14 protein-coding genes are annotated in these 21,968 nt (G+C 54.8%); 5 read left to right on the top strand and 9 right to left on the bottom strand.

What is annotated here, in order from left to right; genetic code table 11:
- Positions 1-45 precede the first annotated feature (45 nt).
- Complete coding sequence (gene pflB / locus F153LOC_RS15410) at positions 46-2,328, top strand: formate C-acetyltransferase (RefSeq protein ID WP_100777005.1); 2,283 nt, start codon at positions 46-48, stop codon at positions 2,326-2,328.
- A 204-nt stretch (positions 2,329-2,532) separates the two neighbouring features.
- Positions 2,533-3,273 (top strand): pyruvate formate lyase 1-activating protein, encoded by a 741-nt coding sequence (pflA, locus tag F153LOC_RS15405; protein WP_100777006.1) that lies wholly within the window; start codon positions 2,533-2,535, stop codon positions 3,271-3,273.
- 51 nt (positions 3,274-3,324) lie between these two features.
- On the opposite strand, the gene F153LOC_RS15400 is transcribed toward pflA, so the two are convergent.
- From F153LOC_RS15400 to lrp, 9 genes are all read right to left on the bottom strand, one after another.
- Positions 3,325-4,473, bottom strand: coding sequence for an MFS transporter (locus F153LOC_RS15400; RefSeq protein ID WP_102105147.1), 1,149 nt, complete (start codon positions 4,471-4,473; stop codon positions 3,325-3,327).
- 272 nt (positions 4,474-4,745) lie between these two features.
- Positions 4,746-5,609, bottom strand: coding sequence for a dimethyl sulfoxide reductase anchor subunit family protein (locus F153LOC_RS15395; RefSeq protein ID WP_102105148.1), 864 nt, complete (start codon positions 5,607-5,609; stop codon positions 4,746-4,748).
- A 1-nt stretch (position 5,610) separates the two neighbouring features.
- Positions 5,611-6,228, bottom strand: coding sequence for a DMSO/selenate family reductase complex B subunit (locus tag F153LOC_RS15390; RefSeq protein ID WP_102105149.1), 618 nt, complete (start codon positions 6,226-6,228; stop codon positions 5,611-5,613).
- Positions 6,229-6,238: 10 nt separating this feature from the next.
- Positions 6,239-8,683: a dimethylsulfoxide reductase subunit A gene (gene dmsA / locus F153LOC_RS15385; protein ID WP_102105150.1), complete on the bottom strand. Its 2,445-nt coding sequence runs from the start codon at positions 8,681-8,683 to the stop codon at positions 6,239-6,241.
- Positions 8,684-8,892: 209 nt separating this feature from the next.
- Positions 8,893-10,185 carry a serine--tRNA ligase gene (serS, locus tag F153LOC_RS15380; protein WP_100777011.1) on the bottom strand — a complete coding sequence of 431 codons (1,293 nt, stop codon included), beginning with the start codon at positions 10,183-10,185 and terminating at the stop codon, positions 8,893-8,895.
- Positions 10,186-10,276: 91 nt separating this feature from the next.
- Positions 10,277-11,620 carry a replication-associated recombination protein RarA gene (gene rarA / locus F153LOC_RS15375; protein WP_100777012.1) on the bottom strand — a complete coding sequence of 448 codons (1,344 nt, stop codon included), beginning with the start codon at positions 11,618-11,620 and terminating at the stop codon, positions 10,277-10,279.
- A gap of 9 nt (positions 11,621-11,629) precedes the next feature.
- On the bottom strand, positions 11,630-12,244 hold the full coding sequence (gene lolA, locus F153LOC_RS15370; protein WP_102105151.1) for an outer membrane lipoprotein chaperone LolA: 615 nt from the start codon (positions 12,242-12,244) through the stop codon (positions 11,630-11,632).
- A gap of 129 nt (positions 12,245-12,373) precedes the next feature.
- Positions 12,374-16,207 carry a DNA translocase FtsK gene (ftsK, locus tag F153LOC_RS15365; protein ID WP_102105152.1) on the bottom strand — a complete coding sequence of 1,278 codons (3,834 nt, stop codon included), beginning with the start codon at positions 16,205-16,207 and terminating at the stop codon, positions 12,374-12,376.
- 134 nt (positions 16,208-16,341) lie between these two features.
- Positions 16,342-16,836, bottom strand: coding sequence for a leucine-responsive transcriptional regulator Lrp (gene lrp / locus F153LOC_RS15360; RefSeq protein ID WP_000228473.1), 495 nt, complete (start codon positions 16,834-16,836; stop codon positions 16,342-16,344).
- A 551-nt stretch (positions 16,837-17,387) separates the two neighbouring features.
- Here lrp and trxB point away from each other — a divergent pair.
- From trxB to cydC, 3 genes are all read left to right on the top strand, one after another.
- Positions 17,388-18,356: a thioredoxin-disulfide reductase gene (trxB, locus tag F153LOC_RS15350; RefSeq protein WP_181827557.1), complete on the top strand. Its 969-nt coding sequence runs from the start codon at positions 17,388-17,390 to the stop codon at positions 18,354-18,356.
- A gap of 113 nt (positions 18,357-18,469) precedes the next feature.
- Complete coding sequence (cydD, locus tag F153LOC_RS15345; RefSeq protein ID WP_100777016.1) at positions 18,470-20,236, top strand: cysteine/glutathione ABC transporter permease/ATP-binding protein CydD; 1,767 nt, start codon at positions 18,470-18,472, stop codon at positions 20,234-20,236.
- Complete coding sequence (cydC, locus tag F153LOC_RS15340; RefSeq protein ID WP_102105153.1) at positions 20,236-21,957, top strand: cysteine/glutathione ABC transporter ATP-binding protein/permease CydC; 1,722 nt, start codon at positions 20,236-20,238, stop codon at positions 21,955-21,957. Before cydD ends, cydC begins: the two co-directional genes overlap by 1 nt.
- Positions 21,958-21,968 lie beyond the last annotated feature (11 nt).

The following is a 21,968-nucleotide window of genomic DNA, read 5'->3' as shown; positions in this document are numbered from 1 at the left end:
TTCTCAGGCAGTAAAGAAAAATCCACTTAAGAAGGTAGGTATCACATGTCCGAGCTTAATGAAAAGTTAGCCACAGCCTGGGAAGGTTTTGCGAAAGGTGACTGGCAGAAAGAAGTCAACGTACGTGACTTCATTCAGAAAAACTATACCCCGTATGAAGGTGACGAATCCTTCCTGGCTGGTGCTACTGACGCAACAACCAAGCTGTGGGACAATGTTATGGAAGGCGTCAAACTGGAAAACCGCACTCACGCGCCAGTTGATTTCGATACTTCCGTTGCCTCTACCATCACTTCTCACGACGCTGGCTACATCAACAAAGCCCTTGAGAAAATCGTTGGTCTGCAGACTGAAAAACCACTGAAACGTGCGATTATCCCGTTCGGTGGCATCAAAATGGTTGAAGGTTCCTGCAAAGCGTACAATCGCGAGCTGGACCCAATGCTGAAGAAAATCTTCACCGACTACCGCAAAACTCACAACCAGGGCGTGTTTGACGTTTACACCAAAGACATCCTGAACTGCCGTAAATCCGGTGTTCTGACTGGTCTGCCAGATGCGTATGGCCGTGGCCGTATCATCGGTGACTACCGTCGCGTTGCACTGTACGGTATCGACTTCCTGCTGAAAGACAAATACGCACAGTTCCTGTCACTGCAATCTGATCTGGAAAACGGCGTAAACCTGGAAGCAACTATCCGTCTGCGTGAAGAGATCTCTGAACAGCACCGTGCGCTGGGTCAGATCAAAGAAATGGCTGCTAAATATGGCTGCGATATCTCTGGTCCTGCTACCAACGCTCAGGAAGCTATCCAGTGGACTTACTTCGGCTACCTGGCTGCTGTTAAGTCTCAGAACGGCGCAGCAATGTCCTTCGGTCGCGTATCCACCTTCCTGGATGCTTACATCGAACGTGACATCAAAGCAGGCAAAATCACCGAGCAAGACGCACAGGAAATGATTGACCACCTGGTCATGAAACTGCGTATGGTTCGCTTCCTGCGTACCCCAGAATATGATGAGCTGTTCTCCGGTGACCCAATCTGGGCAACTGAATCTATCGGTGGTATGGGCGTTGATGGCCGTACTCTGGTAACCAAAAACAGCTTCCGTTTCCTGAACACCCTGTACACCATGGGTCCGTCTCCGGAACCGAACATCACTGTTCTGTGGTCAGAAAAACTGCCTCTGAACTTCAAGAAATTCGCTGCTAAAGTTTCCATCGATACCTCTTCTCTGCAATACGAGAACGATGATCTGATGCGTCCTGACTTCAACAACGACGACTACGCTATCGCTTGCTGCGTAAGCCCAATGGTTGTTGGTAAGCAAATGCAGTTCTTCGGTGCTCGTGCTAACCTCGCGAAAACCATGCTGTATGCAATCAACGGCGGCGTTGATGAAAAACTGAAAATCCAGGTTGGTCCTAAATCTGAACCAATCAAAGGCGACGTTCTGAACTTCGACGAAGTGATGGACCGTATGGATCACTTCATGGACTGGCTGGCTAAGCAGTATGTCACCGCCCTGAACATCATCCACTACATGCACGACAAGTACAGCTACGAAGCTTCTCTGATGGCTCTGCACGACCGTGACGTGGTTCGCACCATGGCATGTGGTATCGCAGGTCTGTCCGTTGCAGCTGACTCCCTGTCTGCTATCAAATATGCGAAAGTTAAACCAATTCGTGACGAAGATGGTCTGGCGACTGACTTCGAAATCGAAGGCGAATACCCGCAGTTTGGTAACAACGACTCTCGTGTCGATGACATGGCCGTTGACCTGGTTGAACGTTTCATGAAGAAAATTCAGAAACTGACTACCTACCGCAACGCTATCCCGACTCAGTCTGTTCTGACCATCACTTCTAACGTTGTGTACGGTAAGAAAACCGGTAACACCCCAGACGGTCGTCGCGCTGGCGCTCCATTCGGTCCAGGTGCTAACCCAATGCACGGTCGTGACCAGAAAGGTGCTGTTGCCTCTCTGACTTCCGTTGCTAAACTGCCGTTTGCTTACGCGAAAGATGGTATTTCTTATACCTTCTCCATCGTTCCAAATGCGCTGGGTAAAGACGACGAAGTGCGTAAAACCAACCTGGCAGGTCTGATGGACGGTTACTTCCATCACGAATCTTCCATCGAAGGTGGTCAGCACTTGAACGTGAACGTGATGAACCGTGAAATGCTGCTCGACGCGATGGAAAACCCGGAAAAATATCCGCAGCTGACCATTCGTGTATCTGGCTACGCAGTACGTTTTAACTCCCTGACTAAAGAACAGCAGCAGGACGTTATCACCCGTACTTTCACTCAATCCATCTAACTGGAATTGACTGAAATCACGCAGTAAAAAGCGTACAATAAAGGCTCCACGTCAGTGGGGCCTTTTTAACACCCTCTCCACACCAGTCTCTTTTGTCCGCTATCTATATACTTAATGGATAACAGCCAAAACAGACTCGACATAGCCGATGAGCTATGCACATAAACAGGTCCCGGACGGACCGAATCTGGAGATATCACCGCAATGTCAACTATTGGTCGCATTCACTCCTTTGAATCCTGTGGCACCGTCGACGGCCCAGGCATCCGCTTTATTACCTTCTTCCAGGGCTGCCTGATGCGCTGCCTGTACTGCCACAACCGCGACACCTGGGACACCCACGGCGGCAAAGAGATCACCGTTGAAGAGTTGATGAAAGAAGTGGTCACCTATCGCCACTTTATGAATGCATCCGGTGGTGGCGTGACGGCCTCAGGTGGCGAAGCAATCCTGCAGGCGGAATTCGTTCGCGACTGGTTCCGTGCCTGCCGCAAAGAAGGTATTCACACTTGCCTGGACACTAACGGTTTTGTCCGTCGCTACGATCCGGTGATTGATGAACTGCTTGAAGTGACCGATCTGGTGATGCTCGATCTGAAACAGATGAACGATGAGATCCACCAGAATCTGGTTGGCGTCTCGAACCACCGTACTCTGGAATTTGCCAAATACATTGCCGATAAAGGGATCAAAACCTGGATTCGCTATGTGGTGGTTCCGGGCTGGTCAGATGATGATGACTCCGCGCATCGCCTCGGCGAATTTACTCGCGACATGGGCAATGTCGAGAAAATCGAGCTGCTGCCCTATCACGAGCTGGGCAAACACAAGTGGGTGGCGATGGGTGAAGAATACAAACTCGACGGCGTTAAACCGCCTAAGAAAGAGACGATGGAACGCGTCAAAGGCATTCTCGAACAGTATGGTCACAAAGTGATGTACTAAAAGAGGTCTGAATGACAAAAGCCCGGGCAATATGCACCGGGCTTTTTTGTATCAGGCATGCGCCACTGGCGTCGGATGCTCCCCTGCTTTTCGCAGCAGCATCAGGAGATAGATAAACGACACGCTGGCAATCATGATAAACAGCAGATTATCTGAATAGCTCTGCATTAGCATGGACGTAAACGTCGGACCCAGCAAGCTCCCGATGGTATAGCTCAGAAGCAGTGCCTGATTCATCGCCACCAGCTGGTGATGCTCGACTTTTTCACAGGCCCAGGCCATCGCTACCGGATAGAGCGTAAAGCCCGCAGCCCCCAGGATAAACAGCGCCGGGGCCATCGCCGCGTTGCTCAGCATCGCCAGACAGCCCATGATCACCACGAAAACCTGCACGCGCAGCACCAACAGACGACCAAATTTATCGGCCAGTTTACCGATAGGCCATTGCCCCACGATGCCCGCGCTGACCATCACAGCCATCCAGAAACCAATACCGGAATCACTCACACCTTTATGATTCAGGTAGAGCGGCATCAGGCCATACAGCGAGCCGAGTACAATCCCGGAAATAATACAGCCGTTGATACCCAGGCGTGCATGACGCAATCTCAGCATCGGCCAGACCTGCGTCGCTTCCTGATGTTCGCTGCCCTGATTCACAATTCGGGTAAAGAGCAGAGGCAGAATCGCCGCCAGCACCATACCAGTCACCCACGGCAGGACGCTCATCAAATCGGTAGGCAGTTTGCTGATCATCAACTGACCCAGCACCGTCCCCACGTAATAGACCATCATGTACGCCGCCAGTAAGCGGCCACGATTGCGGGATGTCCCACTGCACATCAGTGCGCTTTCCACCACCACCCAGATCATCGCGCAGCCGACGCCAGCGATAAAACGGAAGCTCATCCAACTCCAGAATCCGACCATCACGCCCAGACCAACGCAACCGGCCGCAAAGATCAGCGAGGCCAGGTAATAACTGCGGTTGAACCCGAAACGTTTGATCAGTTTACCGGTCAGCAAAGTACCCAGCAGATTACCGGTAAAATAGGATGAGCTGACCATCCCCACCTGCCATGTCGGAAGGTTTTCATGGGCGAGCCAAAGCGGGACGAGCGTATTTAATACCGCTATCGCCAGGGTCAACAAAAGCAGGCCACAGAGCAAGAGCAGCACTGGGCGGGTGTAGGTGGTCATGGATTTTAACCGTGAGGAAATAAAGATTCGAGCGCATCATGCCACCGGCAAAAACAAAGTCAATCCATGCAGTTAGCGGCCTCGCACGATTTGTTCGCTGTCGATTTAAAAAATTCATCCTCCGTGCGCAGCCAATACAATACGTAATAATTATCTGATTGTTTTTATTAATCTCTGAGGCAAATTAACGGCCGCGCTCAGTTGAAAAATTTCATGATAGAAAATAAAAAAGCCGGAGCAATTGCCCCGGCTCGATATAACCAAACGATCGTTTAACTGGCGACAGCCATACCTACCGTCATATGCAGACCGTAGAACACACCGCGACCAATCAGCTCCCCTGCCAGTACCAGCACGAAGGCCAGAGACAGCAGCGGAACGGCCGGTTGATATCCTTTCACCTGCGGGATTACCCAGCAGGCCAGAGCCGCAACCAGCAGTGCGATACGCCAGGCCATCAGCGAACCGTAATCCGGTACCAGCGCCGACGCTTGCTGAATAGAGCTATGGATAGCCGCCAGCTCAGCGCCCTGCATCAACGCAACCATTGCACTGATCACCAGCGCCAGCAGTGATACCGCCGGCAGAAGGCGCATTGCCCAACCATCGACACCCGCCACGCGCAGCAGCAGGAAGCCCAGTAGCGGACCACCAATAAACATGGTCAGGAAGAAGCTCATTGGTGTCCAGACGCTGTACCATGTAGGAACGGTATCGATGGTGTTATAGACGCGTACCATCATCCAGACAAATACGACCCCAAGCACCATGGTCACGATCAGCCACACACCGCGCAACCCTGACGGTAACTTCTTCAGTGCTGCCAGCAGCCAGCCAAGACCACCGACAGCAAAAAAGATCGCCCCACTCGCAATTTCATTACTGAGCGAAGAGGCGCCGATACGGTTCAGGGAGTTAAATGCGCGCAGCGGCGAGCCGAGGTGGAGCGTGGAGGCGATAAAGCCAATCCCCATCAGCACCCACAGGCCGAACATACCCAGTATCAGACGCTGTTGCTGCTCAGCGCGTAAATCACCTTTAAGCAATGCCAGAGCGAGGACAATAAACCCGCCCACCACGCACTGTCCGAAGACGGTGAAAATCATCAACGGCCATTCATGCCATCCACTTCCCATCTCACACCTCCTTCGGATTGGCCAGGTAGCCGGTGGTATCACCCGTCGGACGGCTATTGGCATTCGGTTTAATAACGATACTTGGCTTCGTGAAGTGCGCAGACGGCAGCGGCGCGACAGCGGCAAGCTGACCGTGTTTCTGACGCAGCTCTTCAATCGGGCCAAAGTCCAGCGCGCGCAGCGGGCAGGACTCCACGCAGATCGGCTTTTTACCGTCTGCGACGCGGCTGTGGCAGCCGTCGCACTTGGTCATGTGACCTTTCGCAGCGTTGTACTGCGGCGCGCCATACGGGCAGGCCATATGGCAGTAGCGGCAGCCGATGCAGACATCTTCGTCCACCACCACAAAACCGTCGTCACGTTTGTGCATCGCGCCGCTTGGGCACACTTTGGTACACGCGGGATCTTCGCAGTGGTTACAGGCGATCGACAGATAGTAGGCAAACACGTTCTGATTCCAGACGCCGTTGTCCTCCTGCCAGTCGCCGCCTGCGTATTCGTAGATACGGCGGAAGCTAACATCAGGAGTTAAGTCTTTGTAATCTTTACACGCCAGCTCGCAGGTTTTGCAACCGGTGCAACGACTGGAATCAATGAAAAATCCATACTGGGTAGTCATCGGTTACTCCTTATACCTTTTCAACCTGAACGAGGTTCGTGTGGGACGGATTGCCTTTCGCCAGAGGCGACGGGCGCTGCGTGGTCAGCACGTTAATGCTGCCTGCCTGGTCGATGCGATTGGCATCCGGGTTGTACCAGGCCCCTTCCCCCAGCGCGACCACGCCTGGCATCATACGCGGCGTCACTTTCGCCTCGATATGCACCTCTCCGCGATCGTTAAAGATACGAATGCGATCGCCATTGGCAATGCCACGTTTCTGCGCATCCATCGGGTTCATCCACATCTCCTGGCGGCACGACGCTTTCAGCACATCGACGTTGCCATAGGTAGAGTGAACGCGCGATTTATAGTGGAAGCCGGTGAGCTGCAATGGGTATTTGGCGATGAGCGGATCGTTATAGTTCTCAAAACCAGGGGTGTAGATCGGCAATGGATCGATGACATCCCCTTCTGGCAGCTCCCAGCTGGCGGCAATTTTTGCCAGTGCTTCAGAGTAAATCTCGATTTTGCCAGACGGCGTAGTCAGTGGATTCGCCTGCGGATCTTCACGGAACGCTTTATAGGCCACATGATGCCCTTGCGGATCGCGCTGCTTGAACATCCCTTGCTTACGGAAGGTGTCAAAATCAGGCAGTTCAGGCATCGCCTTGCGGGAGAGTTCATACAGATGACGCATCCACCCTTCCTGAGTACGGCCTTCCGTGAACTGCTGCTCAACGCCGAGACGTTTAGCCAGTTCCGTGGTCATCTCGTAGATGGTTTTGCATTCAAAGCGCGGTTTGATTGCCTGGTCGGCAAAGATGACGTACGACATGTTGCCGCAGGAGGCATCTAGCGCGAAGTCCATCTGCTCAGAGGCGGTGCAGTCCGGCAGCAGGATATCGGCATATTTTGCCGACGAGGTCATATGGCAGTCGATCACCACAATCATTTCGCATTTTTTGTCATCCTGAAGGATGTCATGCGTGCGGTTGATGTCTGAATGCTGATTAATAATGCAGTTACCGGCATAGTTCCAGATCATCTTGATCGGTACATCCAGTTTATCTTTGCCGCGCACCCCGTCACGCAGGGCCGTCATTTCCGGGCCGCGTTCAATCGCATCAGTCCACATAAACATGGAGATACTGGTCTGCACCGGGTTTTCCAGCGTTGGCATGCGTTCGAATGGCAAAGAATAAGAGCCTTCACGCGCGCCGGAGTTACCGCCGTGGATGCCGACGTTGCCCGTTAAAATTGAGAGCATCGAAATCGCGCGAGTGGCAATTTCACCGTTCGCATGACGCTGCGGGCCCCAGCCTTGGCTGATATAGGCCGGTTTCGCCGAGCCAATTTCACGCGCCAGTTGCACAATACGCTCAACGGGAATGCCTGTGATGGTGGATGCCCATTGCGGCGTTTTCGCCACGCCATCGCTGCCCTGTCCAAGGATATACGCCTTGTAATGACCGTTAGCCGGGGCGCTGGCTGGCAAGGTTTTCTCGTCATACCCGACACAGTATTTGTCGAGGAATGGCTGATCGACGAGATTCTCTGTGATCATCACCCACGCCAGCGCGTTCACCAGCGCCGCATCGGTACCGGGGCGAATCGGGATCCATTCATCTTCACGACCAGCGCCGGTATCCGTATAGCGCGGATCGACGATGATCATCCGGGCATTAGATTTGGCGCGCGCCTGCTCGAGGTAATAGGTCACCCCACCGCCGCTCATACGCGTTTCACCCGGATTGTTGCCGAACAGAACCACCAGTTTGCTGTTTTCGATATCGGACGGGCTGTTGCCGTCGGCCCAGCCGCCGTAGGTGTAATTCAGCCCTTCGGCGATCTGTGCAGAGGAGTAATCACCATAGTGATTGAGATAACCGCCGCAGCAGTTCATCAGACGGGCAATCAGCGTTTTTCCCGGTGGCCAGGAGCGAGTCAGGGTGCCACCGAGCGTGCCGGTACCGTAGTTCAGATAGATGGATTCGTTGCCGTGCTCTTTGATCAGTCGCTGCATATTCCCGGCGATGGTATCAAAGGCCTCTTCCCAGCTGATGCGCTCAAACTTGCCTTCACCGCGTTTGCCCACGCGTTTCATGGGATATTTGAGGCGATCCGGATTGTAAACACGACGACGCATCGAGCGACCACGCAGGCAGGCACGAACCTGATGTAACCCTTCGTAGTTATCATCCCCGGTGTTGTCGGTTTCGACATATTTGATTTCACCATCGACAACGTGCATCCGCAGCGGGCAACGGCTGCCACAGTTGACGGTACAGGCGCTCCAGACCACTTTATCCGGGGCACTCAGCGGCGCGATAGCTTCAGCCGCGGTTGCCATCCGTGAAAAAGGGAGAGTGAACGCGCTGCTGGCAACGGCCAGGCCACCAATCGCCGTCGTTTTGACTAACCCGCGACGACTCACCTCGGCAGCCAGAAGAGCATCAGGCGCTTTGATTTTCATAGAAACTCACTTTGGTTGCTCACAAATAAATAAAGGTGCGGCACACGCCGCTATATAGTTTTTTATATAACGATTTGATTCGTTATTAGATTTTTATGCTAATAATGAGTGAGGTGAGTATTACTACTTTAGGAGGATAAGTTATTGTCTGGAGTCAAAACGCAGGCATAAAAAAAGCGCCATCAGGCGCTTTTTTGTTTTAGGGCAAATCAACCGATGTACTGCTGGCCTTTCATGTACGGGCGCAGCACTTCAGGGATCTCAATACGGCCGTCTGCCTGCTGGTAGTTTTCCAGCACCGCAACCAGCGTACGGCCCACAGCCAGACCAGAACCGTTCAGGGTATGAACCAGACGGGTTTTCTTGTCAGATTTGCTGCGGCAACGCGCCTGCATGCGACGCGCCTGGAAATCCCAAACGTTAGAGCAGGAGGAGATTTCGCGGTAGGTGTTCTGCGCAGGGACCCAAACTTCCAGGTCGTAGGTTTTACAGGCACCAAAGCCCATATCACCCGAGCACAGCGCCATACGACGGTACGGCAGACCCAGCAGCTCAAGCACTTTCTCTGCATGGCCGGTCATCTCTTCCAGCGCATCCATCGACTCTTCCGGGCGAACAATCTGAACCATCTCGACTTTGTCGAACTGGTGCATACGAATCAGACCACGAGTATCACGACCGTAGGAACCCGCTTCAGAACGGAAGCACGGAGAGTGTGCAGTCAGTTTGATTGGCAGATCGTCTTCGTCGATGATCTCATCGCGAACAAGGTTGGTCAGCGGCACTTCAGCCGTTGGGATCAACGCATAGTTGCTGCTGTCTGCTTCTTCGTCCAGCGGACGGGTGTGGAACAGATCGCCTGCAAATTTCGGCAACTGGCCAGTACCGTACAGCGTATCGTGATTAACCAGGTACGGAACGTAGGTTTCGCTGTAGCCATGCTGCTCGGTGTGCAGATCCAGCATGAACTGCGCCAGCGCACGGTGCAGATGCGCGATCTGGCCTTTCATCACCACAAAGCGAGAACCGGTCAGTTTCACCGCAGCGGCAAAATCCAGACCCGCGTGCATTTCACCGAGGGTGACATGATCGCGCACATCGAAGTCGAATTCACGAGGGGTACCCCAGCGTTTCACTTCAACGTTATCATTTTCGTCTTTGCCGACAGGAACGCTATCGTCAGGAATGTTCGGGATCGCCAGCGCGATATCACGAATTTCGGTCTGAAGAACATCCAGTTCAGCTTTCGCCTGATCCAGCTCTTCACCCAGTTTGTTCACTTCCAGACGCAATGGCTCAATGTCTTCCCCGCGTGCTTTCGCCTGGCCGATGGATTTCGATCGAGAGTTACGCTCAGCCTGCAGATTTTCAGTTTGTACCTGCAGAACTTTACGACGCTCTTCAAGAGCGCGCAGCTTATCTACATCCAGCTTAAAGCCCCGGCGTGCCAGTTTTTCAGCGACTGCGTCTGGCTCGTTACGCAGCAGATTGGGATCGAGCATGCTTATCCTGTGCTTATCGAATTAAATGAGGAAAAGTGACCACAGCCTGCGGTCACAGGGATACATTGCCAACATTACCGCAACGATCGCGCTAACGGTAGCGTTTTATAGGGCTATTTTGATCCTGTCCGGTAAGCCAGGCGAGCTTTTCGCCAATCTTGCCTTCAAGACCTCTGTTAGTCGGGCGATAATAGCGCGTTTGTGCCATTTCCTGCGGGAAATATTCCTCCCCGGCGGCATAGGCATTCGGCTCATCGTGGGCATAGCGATATTCCTGGCCGTAGCCCATCTCTTTCATCAGTTTGGTCGGCGCATTACGCAGATGTACCGGCACATCATAGTCCGGCCGATCGCGAGCATCGGACATCGCTGCTTTAAACGCGGTGTAGACAGCATTACTTTTCGGCGCACAGGCCAGATAGACAATCGCCTGGGCAATGGCGCGCTCGCCCTCTGCCGGCCCTACGCGGGTAAAACAGTCCCAGGCAGAAATCGCCACCTGCATGGCGCGCGGATCGGCATTACCGACATCTTCGGATGCAATCGCCAGACAGCGGCGCGCGACGTAGAGCGGATCGCCACCGGCGGTAATAATGCGCGCATACCAGTAGAGCGCAGCATCTGGCGCACTGCCTCGTACGGATTTGTGTAATGCCGAAATGAGATCGTAAAAACGATCGCCTTTGTTGTCGAAACGCGCGCTGCGCTCTCCGGCAATTTCGGTCAGTAACTCCGCCTTCAGCACCCGCTTACCGGATGCGTCCAGCTCGGCCATATCGGCCATCATTTCCAGCGTGTTTAACGCCCGGCGCGCATCGCCATTGACCAGTTCGGCAATCGCTCGACGGGTATCATCCGGCAGAACGATATCCTGTCCGCCGTAGCCGCGCGATTTGTCTTCCATCGCCTGAGTCAGTACCTGCTCGATATCGTCCGTGGTGAGCGATTTCAGCAGGTAGACGCGCGCACGCGACAGCAGCGCCGAGTTGAGTTCAAAAGAGGGGTTTTCAGTGGTCGCACCGATAAAAAAGATCGTGCCATCTTCAATGTGCGGCAGAAACGCATCCTGCTGGCTCTTATTGAAACGATGGACTTCATCGACAAACAGGATCGTACGACGACCGGCATTGCGGTTTTGACGGGCGCGCTCAATGGCTTCGCGAATCTCTTTCACGCCTGACGTGACGGCAGAAAGGCGCTCCACGTCCGCATCTGCATAGCGAGCGATTACTTCGGCCAGCGTAGTTTTACCCGTACCGGGAGGCCCCCAGAGGATCATCGAGTGCAGATGCCCGGCTTCGATAGCGCGCGGCAACGGTTTCCCGGAAGCCAGCAGGTGCTGCTGGCCTATGTACTGCGCTAAATTTTCTGGCCGCATACGCGCGGCCAGAGGTTGAAACGCATTGTCAGAAAAATCGAGCGACAGGTTGCCCACTCACGCCTCTTACTTATTGCGTTGATCGTCCACCGTTACGCCCGGCGGCGGGGTAAAGGTAAATTTCGATGCGTCAATAGCGCCATTTTGCTGAGACTTGAGCTGGTAGCTGCTGCGCTGCTCATCCTGCTCAACGGCGCTGAATTGATTGATAGTCCCGTTGCTGCTCACATTAATGGTGAACTGCTTGAGGTTGCCGTTATTGCCTTTCGGCGTCAGTACAAAATCATCGCCATTCTGCTTAATGTTGTACTGCTGCCAGTCGCTGGTCTGATTACGGGCGATGAGCATGAACGGTGTATTGCTGGTCGCGTCTTTCAGCAACGTTGCCGTCGCCTGCTCCACAAACGGATTGTAGAACCACAGGGTTTTGCCATCGGAAACCAGAATACTTTCATCCGGTTGCGTCATGTGCCAGTTGAACAGATTAGGACGTTTCACCCAGAGATCGCCCTGACCTTCCTGCACCGCATTACCGCTACCATCCGTCACTTTCTGTGTGAAGCTGGCATGGAAGCTGCTGACTTTATCCAGGCGGCTTTTAAGGTCGCTTGCGGCATCAGCCCAGACGCTGCTGGCAACAAAGCTGGTCAGTAGTGCTCCGACGATTGCGATTTTTTTCATTATTAATCCTTAAAATTCGTCATCCCCCGAATGGGGTTCTGTCCACTATTCTGGACCTGCCCGCAGGCAGGCGACAGAAGAAAATGCTTAATTTTTGCTGATTTACCCATCTTTGCAATCGGCGACAGATTACTCGAACGGCGGTGGTGCCAGCACTTCGCGGTTACCGTTGTGCCCCTGCTCGCTCACAATGCCCTGCGCTTCCATCTGTTCGATGATGCGTGCGGCACGGTTGTAACCGATGCGGAACTGACGCTGTACGCCCGAGATCGAGGCTTTACGTTTTTCCGTCACAAAGTTAACTGCCTGGTCGAATAACGGGTCCAACTCTTCCGCACCATCAAAACCGCCACCGCCGCTCTCGCTTTCACTTTCAGAGGTGATGCCGTCAATGTACTGAGGACGACCGCGCGCTTTCCAGTCCTGAACCACGGCGTGGACTTCCTGGTCGCGCACGAAAGCACCGTGAACACGCACTGGCGTCGTGGAGTTAGGGCCGGAAAAGAGCATATCACCCATGCCAAGCAGCGATTCTGCACCGGCCTGATCGAGGATGGTACGGGAGTCGATTTTGCTCGAAACGGTGAAAGCGATACGCGTTGGAATGTTAGCTTTAATCAGACCGGTAATGACATCAACGGATGGACGCTGCGTCGCGAGCACCAAGTGAATACCTGCCGCACGCGCTTTCTGCGCCAGTCGGGCGATCAGCTCTTCCACTTTCTTGCCCACGGTCATCATCAGGTCGGCGAATTCATCCACCAGCACCACAATATACGGCAGTTTTTCCAGAACCGGATGCTGGGCATCCATGCTGTCGCCCGGCTTCCAGTATGGGTCCGGGATCGGACGACCCATGCGCGCAGCTTCAGCAATTTTATCGTTATAACCGGCAAGATTACGCACACCCAGAGCCGACATCAGCTTGTAGCGGCGTTCCATCTCATTGACGCTCCAGCGCAGTGCGTTGGCGGCATCTTTCATATCGGTCACAACTTCTGTGAGCAGATGCGGAATGCCTTCATAGACAGACAGTTCCAGCATTTTCGGGTCGATCATGATGAAACGCACATCTTCCGGCTGCGCTTTGTACAGCATGCTCAGGATCATGGCGTTTACACCCACGGATTTACCGGAACCCGTGGTCCCTGCAACCAGCAGATGCGGCATTTTCGCCAGATCGGCCACCACAGGCTCGCCCGCGATATCTTTGCCCAGTACCACGGTGAGTGGCGACGGATTATCGCGGAACTTGGCGTTATCCAGCACTTCGCGCAGATAAACGGTATGGCGTTTCTTGTTCGGCAGTTCCAGGCCCACGTAAGGCTTGCCTGGAATGACTTCTACCACACGCACAGCCACGGTTGACAGTGAGCGTGCCAGATCGCGTGACAGGTTAGAAATACGTGCCGCTTTAACACCAGGCGCCAGGTTTAGCTCGAAGCGCGTAATGACCGGGCCTGGTGAGTAGTTCACAACATCCGCTTTGATACGGAAATCGGCCAGACGCGTTTCAACCAGACGCGCCATTTGCTCCAGCGCGAAGGTATCCACCGGCTCAACTTCCGTCGGCGGAGAGGTTAAGAGATCCAGCGACGGCAGCGGCGTAGTCGGTCGTTGCACAGGACGGCTGTCACCATTGCGCATCAGCAGCGGGTGAATCAGGCTCTCCTGCGGCTGTGCGACAGGTTGCTGCGGTTGTGCATATTGCGGTGGTGCAGCAACGGGCTGCTGCGGCTGCGCATATTGCGGTGGTGCAGCAACGGGCTGCTGTGGTTGCGCGTATTGCGGTGGTGCAGCAACGGGCTGCTGCGGTTGTGCATATTGCGGTGGTGCAGCAACGGGCTGCTGTGGTTGCGCATATTGCTGTGGAGCGGCAGGTTGTGGAACGTGCGCAGGCTGAGCAGGCGCATAGTGCTGACGCGGCGGTTCAGCTTCCGGCATAACACTCGGCGTAAACAGCGGTTCACTCGGCGTGTCATCCACCAGATCTTTCATTGGTGAGAATTCAAAATCTGACAGAGAGAAAGGATTCGCATTGGCTGGCTGTTCGCCAGAGTAACGCTGCTCCTGCGAGGCGGCAAACTGACGAGCCAGCTCCGCTTCGGCGGCATCATCTTCGTCGTCCTGAACACCCGGCTGATACTCTTCGCCGTAGCGCTGATGTTGCTGAGCAGCAAACTGGCGGGCCAGTTCGTTCTGCTGCATTTCGTCGACATCATCCATGTCATCAGGATCGCGCGCTTTTTCCTCAGCCATACGCTGGGAAGGCAGTTTAATCCCGTAGGACGCCAGCTCGCGACGGGTCGGAACGCGCACGCGATTTGGACGTGGCAACTGCGGACCGATACCCTCTTTAACCTGCGGACGCGGCGCACCGCCCGTTGCCAGACTGAACACTGGCGCGGCGGCCGCAGCTGTCGCTGCCGCAGAGGCAGTCGCTTGCTTAATACCAGCCGCAACAGGTGCCACGGATGCGGTCGGGTCGAGATCGGGTGTACTTAAGGACGCAGGCGACGCAGAAGGCGTGACAACAGGCTCACTCACTGGCTCCGGCACAGGCTGATACCAGGCCGCAAGCTGCTCGCGTTCACGGGCACGCTTCTCTTCCACTTCTTCAAAATAGTACATCGGTGGACGGGCCGGTTTGACCTCTTCCACTTCAACCTGCGGCTCGACGACGGGCTCAGGCGTGTATTCCTGGTAAGTCTGAACCTGAGGCTCAGCAGACTGCGGATAAGTTTCTGGTTCGTAAACCGGCTCCGGCTGATACGGCTGCTGCCACTGTTCTTGCGGCTGTACTTCTTGCGGCTGAACAGGCACGTAGCTTTCTGGCTCAGGGGCAATGGTCGGTTCTGGCGTGTGAACGCCTGGCGCCGTTTGCCAGTCGACTACAGGCTGTTGCATTGCAGGCTCGGGTGTCTGCACCGGCGCAGCAGGCATGACAGCTTCGACAGGTGCGGCATAGGCTTGCGCAGCCGTCGTCGCAACAGCCGCAGCGGCAACAGGTGCCGTAACGGAATGACCGTTTAACAGCGGATCGTATTCATCGAAATCACCCGGCGTCGCCCGATTGCCGGAGAACAGCACGTCATCCGGATCGGCAGCAACCCCGCCCGCGCTATAGGAGATCTGCTCGTCATCATCCATGCGCTTGCCGGAGAAGAGTGCAGCGTCCGTTTTACGCGCCACAGGATTGGTGAATTTGTCTGCGATGCGTTTACGACGCGCCAGCGCACCACGCATAATGCGCGTACGGCGAGATTCAGTACGATTAGCGGATGACGTCTCTTCTTCATAGTCGTCATCTTCGTATTCTTCTTCATCCACCCAGGTGTCATCACGACGGGTGCGATTACTGGCGAAAGTCAGAATATTGAGGATAAAGCCGCCAAGTTTCTCGGCGATGCTCACCCACGACCAGCCGGTAAAGAGGGTAAGCCCGGCAGCCCAAATACAGAGCAGCGTAATGGTGCCACCACTGCTGTGAAGCATAGGCTTGAGCGCCGTGCTCAGCAGGCTGCCAATCACGCCACCGGAGGCGAAATACCAGATATCATCGGCGTTAATCGCGGCCAGCCCACAGGACGTGAGGATGAGCGCCAGCGCGCCAATCAACCGCAGCGAAACGGCAAAATAGTCGATGTACTCTTCGTTCTGACGATGACGCCAGGCAAACCAGCACCCGCCGACAATAATGATCGGAATGGTGTAGGCCATCACGCCAAACACGAAGAACAGCGTGTCCGCCAGCCATGCGCCAGGCACCCCGCCCAAATTATGGATCGGTTCATGCCATGCCGTTTGTGACCAGCTGGGATCGGAAGGATTGAAACTGAGTAAGGCGGCCATCAACCAGACGGCAAAAAGGGCAACAAGAATCAGTAACGCCTCAAGGAGTCGGCGCCCGCTGCTTAACTTCGTTAACGTGACTTCTTTGTCTTCAGTATATTCCTGGCTCAAAAAAGGCTCTCCAGGTACCAGGCATTTCCTGCCTGTTTGCTAAAACGGACAACAGCGCCGGGATACCCGGCACTGTTGCTGTATGGATTAACAGGAGTGTAATCAAATTACGCTGATTTTGCACCTGTTCCGTATTAGCGCGTCTTAATAACCAGACGATTGCTCTGTTTGACCTCTTCCATCACCACGTAAGTGCGGGTGTCATTCACGCCAGGCAGTCGCAGCAGGGTTTCACCCAGCAGTTTACGATAGGCTGACATGTCCGGTACACGGGTCTTCAATAGGTAGTCGAAATCACCAGAAACCAGATGACACTCTTGAATTTCTTCAAGTTTTTGCACTGCGGTGTTAAATTGCTCAAACACATCCGGCGCGCCACGATTCAGAGTAATCTCAACAAATACCAGAAGTGAGGCATCCAGATAATGCGGGTTCAACAGAGCCGTATAGCCCTGAATAAAACCCTGTCTTTCCAGTCGGCGCACACGCTCAAGGCATGGCGTCGGAGAAAGTCCCACACGTTTTGAAAGCTCGACGTTGGAAATACGCCCATCCTTTTGCAATTCATTCAGAATGTTACGATCGATACGGTCGAGATCTTTGCCAGGGCGCTTCTTGCTATCTACCATTATTATTGTCTCTCTGTATTCCTTCCCTACTCCTGCCTGGACCCTGTGCACATCACTGTTCAGAGCCTGTACCCGTTGCTTATCACATCGCCTTTTATAGTTTGTACGCGATGCAGATTCGGGTTCTACGGTGAGAAGACCGTTGCCAGAAGGCTGTCACCGACATCACGCATGGCATCTGTCCACACCATGCGTAGATTTCACTGACCCGGTAAAAATGGCGTTTCCGTGCATGTCTATGCGACACAACGTTAGCGCGGCTTTTTTTTCTTCCTTCAATGTTTTCGCAAAAGCGCAGGGGATTGTCAAAGCAAAACATCGTTTTTTAGTACAACATGCCAGTTATTCATTGCGACCGGGTATTAATCCTCATTCTGACGCCGTATAAACGACCGTTTTTCACCGATAGTGTGATGTTATTACGCCCAAAAAGGCCGCCTCATCGTCCCCGGCTATTACACAAATCGTTTACAAAATTGCTGTGCTCTTTTTTTAAGGCAACAAATTCCCTACAATCCGAGCAAATGTCTGCCAACAACAATGGGGATCTCATGGGCACGGCTAAACACAGTAAGCTGCTAATCCTTGGTTCTGGACCTGCGGGATACACCGCAGCGGTCTATGCTGCACGCGCTAACCTGCACCCGGTGTTAATCACCGGCATGGAAAAAGGCGGTCAGTTGACCACCACAACTGAAGTGGAAAACTGGCCAGGCGATCCGAACGACCTGACCGGGCCGCTGCTGATGGAACGTATGCACGAGCATGCCATCAAATTCGAAACCGAAATTCTGTTTGATCACATCAACAAGGTTGATCTGCAAAACCGTCCGTTCCGTCTAACGGGCGACAGCGGCGAGTACACCTGCGATGCGTTGATTATCGCAACCGGTGCGTCCGCGCGTTATCTCGGTCTGCCGTCCGAAGAGGCGTTCAAAGGCCGTGGCGTCTCTGCCTGTGCCACCTGCGACGGCTTCTTCTATCGTAACCAGAAAGTGGCGGTGATCGGTGGCGGTAACACCGCGGTTGAAGAAGCGCTTTATCTGGCAAATATTGCCTCTGAAGTGCATCTGATCCACCGTCGTGACACCTTCCGCGCGGAAAAAATCCTCATCAAACGTTTGATGGATAAAGTGGAGAGCGGCAACATCGTGCTGCACACCCACCGCACGCTGGAAGAAGTCACTGGCGATCAGATGGGCGTTGCTGGCCTGCGTCTGCGTGATACGCAAAACAGCGACAACATTGAGTCTCTGGAAGTGGCAGGTCTGTTTGTGGCTATTGGCCACAGCCCTAACACCGCTATCTTCGACGGTCAGCTGGAGCTGGAAAACGGCTACATCAAAGTGCAGTCTGGTATTCACGGCAACGCGACCCAGACCAGCATCCCAGGCGTCTTCGCCGCAGGCGACGTGATGGACCATATTTACCGTCAGGCAATCACCTCCGCAGGCACCGGCTGTATGGCTGCACTGGATGCGGAACGCTACCTGGATGGGCTGGCTGAATTAAGTAAATAATCTTTACAAGTCAGTAACAAACGTAAATAAAGGCGGCCACTGGTCGCCTTTATTTTTTCCCACGTGTAACATGCGGTTGTCTAATTTCTTATAACTCACCTGCAAAGCGCGTAATGGAAAAAACCCGTCAACAAGAGTTAACTCGCTGGCTTAAACAGCAAAGCGTTATTTCCCGCCGCTGGCTGACTATTTCCCGTCTTTTGGGTCTTATCAGCGGTTTGTTGATTGTTGCCCAGGCATGGCTGCTGGCCCGCATTCTTAACCATATGATTATGGAGAACATTCCGCGCGAGGCATTATTGATGCCATTTGTCGTGCTGGTGCTGGTCTTTGTTCTTCGCGCCTGGGTGGTCTGGCTGCGCGAGCGAGTGGGCTTCCACGCCGGACAAAATATTCGCTACGAAATCCGCCGTAAGGTTCTGGATCGTCTCCAGGAAGCAGGCCCGGCCTGGATTCAGGGCAAACCAGCCGGTAGCTGGGCGACACTGATCCTTGAGCAGATCGACGATATGCACGACTATTACGCCCGCTATCTGCCCCAGATGGCGCTGGCAGTCTGTGTTCCGCTGCTGATCGTGCTCGCGATTTTCCCCTCTAACTGGGTAGCGGCGTTGATTCTGCTCGGCACCGCGCCGCTGATCCCGATGTTCATGGCGATGGTCGGCATGGGCGCGGCAGATGCCAACCGCCGTAACTTCCTCGCGCTGGGTCGCCTGAGCGGGCATTTCCTCGACCGCCTGCGCGGAATGGAGACATTGCGCGTCTTTGGTCGTGGCGAAGCCGAAATCGATAATATCCGTCTCGCCTCACAGGACTTCCGTCAGCGCACCATGGAAGTGCTGCGTCTGGCGTTCCTCTCCTCCGGCGTGCTGGAGTTCTTCACCTCGCTGTCCATTGCGCTGGTCGCGGTTTACTTTGGGTTCTCCTACCTTGGCGCGCTGGATTTTGGCCACTACGGCACCGCGGTAACGTTGTCTGCCGGTTTCCTCGCCCTGATCCTGGCGCCTGAGTTCTTCCAGCCGCTGCGCGATCTGGGGACGTTTTATCACGCCAAAGCGCAGGCCGTGGGCGCGGCTGACAGCCTGAAAACCTTCCTTGAAACGCCGCTGGCACACCCGGAGCGTGGAGATATCACGCTCAACAGCAAAGAGCCGATCACCGTTCACGCCGAAGATTTTTCTATCCTGTCGCCGGAAGGCAAAGTATTGGCCGGGCCGCTCAACTTTACACTCTCTGCGGGCCAGCGCGTGGTGCTGGTTGGCATCAGCGGCTCGGGTAAAAGCTCGTTGCTGAATACGTTATCCGGCTTTATGGCGTATACCGGCTCGCTGCAGATCAACGGAACGGAACTGCGCTCGCTTGAGCCTGATGCCTGGCGTAGGCAACTGAGCTGGGTGGGACAAAACCCACAGCTGCCAGCCGCGACGCTTCGCGAAAACGTCCTGCTGGCCCGCCCCGACGCCCGGGAAGATGAGCTGCAATCGGTGCTCGACCGCGCCTGGGTCAGCGAGTTTCTGCCGCTGCTGCCAAACGGCGTCGACACTGTTGTCGGCGATCAGGCAGCAGGACTCTCCGTCGGCCAGGCCCAGCGTATCGCCGTGGCGCGCGCATTACTGAATCCAAGCCAGTTAATGCTGCTCGACGAACCTGCCGCAAGCCTTGACGCCCACAGTGAACAGCGCGTCATGCAGGCGCTGAATGATGCCTCTCGCCAGCAAACGACGCTGATGGTCACGCACCAGCTAGAAGGTATTGCCGACTGGGATCAGATTTGGGTCATGGAAAACGGACGTATTGTCGAACAAGGTGATTACGCCACGCTCGCCGCCGCGCAGGGGCCATTTGCCTCTCTGCTGGCTAATCGTCAGGAGGATATTTAATGCGCGCCCTGCTGCCGTACCTCGCATTGTATAAACGCCATAAATGGATGCTGACGCTGGGCATTGTGCTGGCTATCGTCACCCTGCTGGCCAGTATCGGATTATTAACACTCTCTGGCTGGTTCCTGTCGGCTTCTGCCGTCGCGGGCGTTGCCGGGCTCTACAGTTTTAACTACATGCTGCCCGCTGCGGGCGTGCGCGGCACTGCGATTGCCCGTACCGCCGGGCGCTATTTTGAGCGTCTGGTCAGCCACGATGCCACCTTCCGCGTTCTGCAACACCTGCGTATTTTCACCTTCAGCAAACTTCTGCCCCTCTCCCCTGCCGGGCTGGCGCGTTTTCGTCAGGGTGAACTGCTGAACCGCGTGGTGGCCGATGTCGATACGCTGGATCATCTCTATCTGCGCGTGATCTCCCCGCTGGTTGGCGCGTTTGTGGTGATCGTGACCGTCACGCTGGGCCTTTGTGTGCTCGACGTGCCTATCGCCCTCACCCTAGGCGGCATTATGCTGCTCACGCTGCTCCTGCTGCCGCCGCTGTTTTATCGTGCGGGGAAATCCACGGGTGAAAATCTGACTCGTCTGCGCGGCGACTACCGCCAGCAGATCACATCCTGGCTGCAAGGCCAGGCAGAACTGACGATTTTCGGCGCCAGCCGCCGCTACCGCGCTCAGATGGAAAGCACGGAGCTGAGCTGGCACGAAGCCCAGCGCCGACAGTCCGAGCTGACGGCGCTGTCCCAGGCGGTGATGATGTTAATCGGCGGTGTTGCGGTGATTGCGATGCTGTGGATGGCATCAGGCGGCGTGGGCGGAAATACGCAGCCCGGTGCGCTGATCGCCCTGTTTGTCTTCTGTGCGCTGGCAGCGTTTGAAGCACTCGCGCCGGTAACCGGCGCGTTCCAGCACCTCGGCCAGGTGATTGCCTCGGCGGTACGCATTACCCAGATTACCGAACAGAAACCGGAAGTGGCGTTCACCGCACAGCACGATGCGGCTCCTCAGTCCGTGGGGCTGCAGCTGAAAGACGTGACGTTTGCCTACGACGGGCAGGCGCAAAACGCGCTCGATGGCATCAGCCTGACAGTTGCGGCCGGCAAGCACGTCGCCGTGCTCGGCAGAACCGGCTGCGGTAAATCGACACTGCTGCAATTACTGACCCGCGCCTGGGACCCGAGTCGGGGCGAAATTCGCTTTAACGACACACCTCTTACGGAATTTAGCGAGCCCGCCCTGCGTAAGGCTGTCAGCGTAGTTCCGCAGCGCGTGCATCTGTTTAGCGCCACGCTGCGCGATAACCTGCTGCTGGCGTCGCCGCAAGCCTCTGACAGGGACTTAAGCGCCGTGCTGGAACAGGTCGGCCTGCAAAAACTGATCGAAGATGACGGCCTAAACAGCTGGCTCGGAGAAGGAGGTCGTCAGCTTTCGGGTGGAGAGTTACGTCGTCTGGCGGTAGCACGTGCTCTGTTGCATGACGCACCGCTGATGTTACTGGATGAACCGACGGAAGGTCTGGACGCCACAACCGAAAGCCAAATCCTTGATTTACTGGCGCAAGTCATGAAAAACAAAACCGTGCTGATGGTGACGCACCGCCTGCGCGGACTGGCGAATTTTGACCAAATAATTGTAATGGACAACGGGCAAATTATTGAGCAAGGTAGTCACGCAGAGCTGTTGGCGAAACAGGGTCGCTATTACCAGTTTAAACAACGTCTGTAGACTATATTTGA

This window comes from Lelliottia sp. F153, from assembly GCF_002870005.1.
GTDB lineage: Bacteria > Pseudomonadota > Gammaproteobacteria > Enterobacterales > Enterobacteriaceae > Enterobacter > Enterobacter nimipressuralis.
Note: the sequence above shows the minus strand (reverse complement) of the source record. Positions and strands in the feature narration are given on the sequence as shown.

Excerpts from the sequence above, each read along its gene's own strand:
- pflB (WP_100777005.1), top strand. The coding sequence starts at position 46 with ATGTCCGAGCTTAATGAAAAGTTAGCCACAGCCTGGGAAGGTTTTGCG.
- pflA (WP_100777006.1), top strand. The coding sequence starts at position 2,533 with ATGTCAACTATTGGTCGCATTCACTCCTTTGAATCCTGTGGCACCGTC.
- F153LOC_RS15400 (WP_102105147.1), bottom strand. The coding sequence starts at position 4,473 with ATGACCACCTACACCCGCCCAGTGCTGCTCTTGCTCTGTGGCCTGCTT.
- F153LOC_RS15395 (WP_102105148.1), bottom strand. The coding sequence starts at position 5,609 with ATGGGAAGTGGATGGCATGAATGGCCGTTGATGATTTTCACCGTCTTC.
- F153LOC_RS15390 (WP_102105149.1), bottom strand. The coding sequence starts at position 6,228 with ATGACTACCCAGTATGGATTTTTCATTGATTCCAGTCGTTGCACCGGT.
- dmsA (WP_102105150.1), bottom strand. The coding sequence starts at position 8,683 with ATGAAAATCAAAGCGCCTGATGCTCTTCTGGCTGCCGAGGTGAGTCGT.
- serS (WP_100777011.1), bottom strand. The coding sequence starts at position 10,185 with ATGCTCGATCCCAATCTGCTGCGTAACGAGCCAGACGCAGTCGCTGAA.
- lolA (WP_102105151.1), bottom strand. The coding sequence starts at position 12,244 with ATGAAAAAAATCGCAATCGTCGGAGCACTACTGACCAGCTTTGTTGCC.
- lrp (WP_000228473.1), bottom strand. The coding sequence starts at position 16,836 with ATGGTAGATAGCAAGAAGCGCCCTGGCAAAGATCTCGACCGTATCGAT.
- trxB (WP_181827557.1), top strand. The coding sequence starts at position 17,388 with ATGGGCACGGCTAAACACAGTAAGCTGCTAATCCTTGGTTCTGGACCT.
- cydD (WP_100777016.1), top strand. The coding sequence starts at position 18,470 with ATGGAAAAAACCCGTCAACAAGAGTTAACTCGCTGGCTTAAACAGCAA.
- cydC (WP_102105153.1), top strand. The coding sequence starts at position 20,236 with ATGCGCGCCCTGCTGCCGTACCTCGCATTGTATAAACGCCATAAATGG.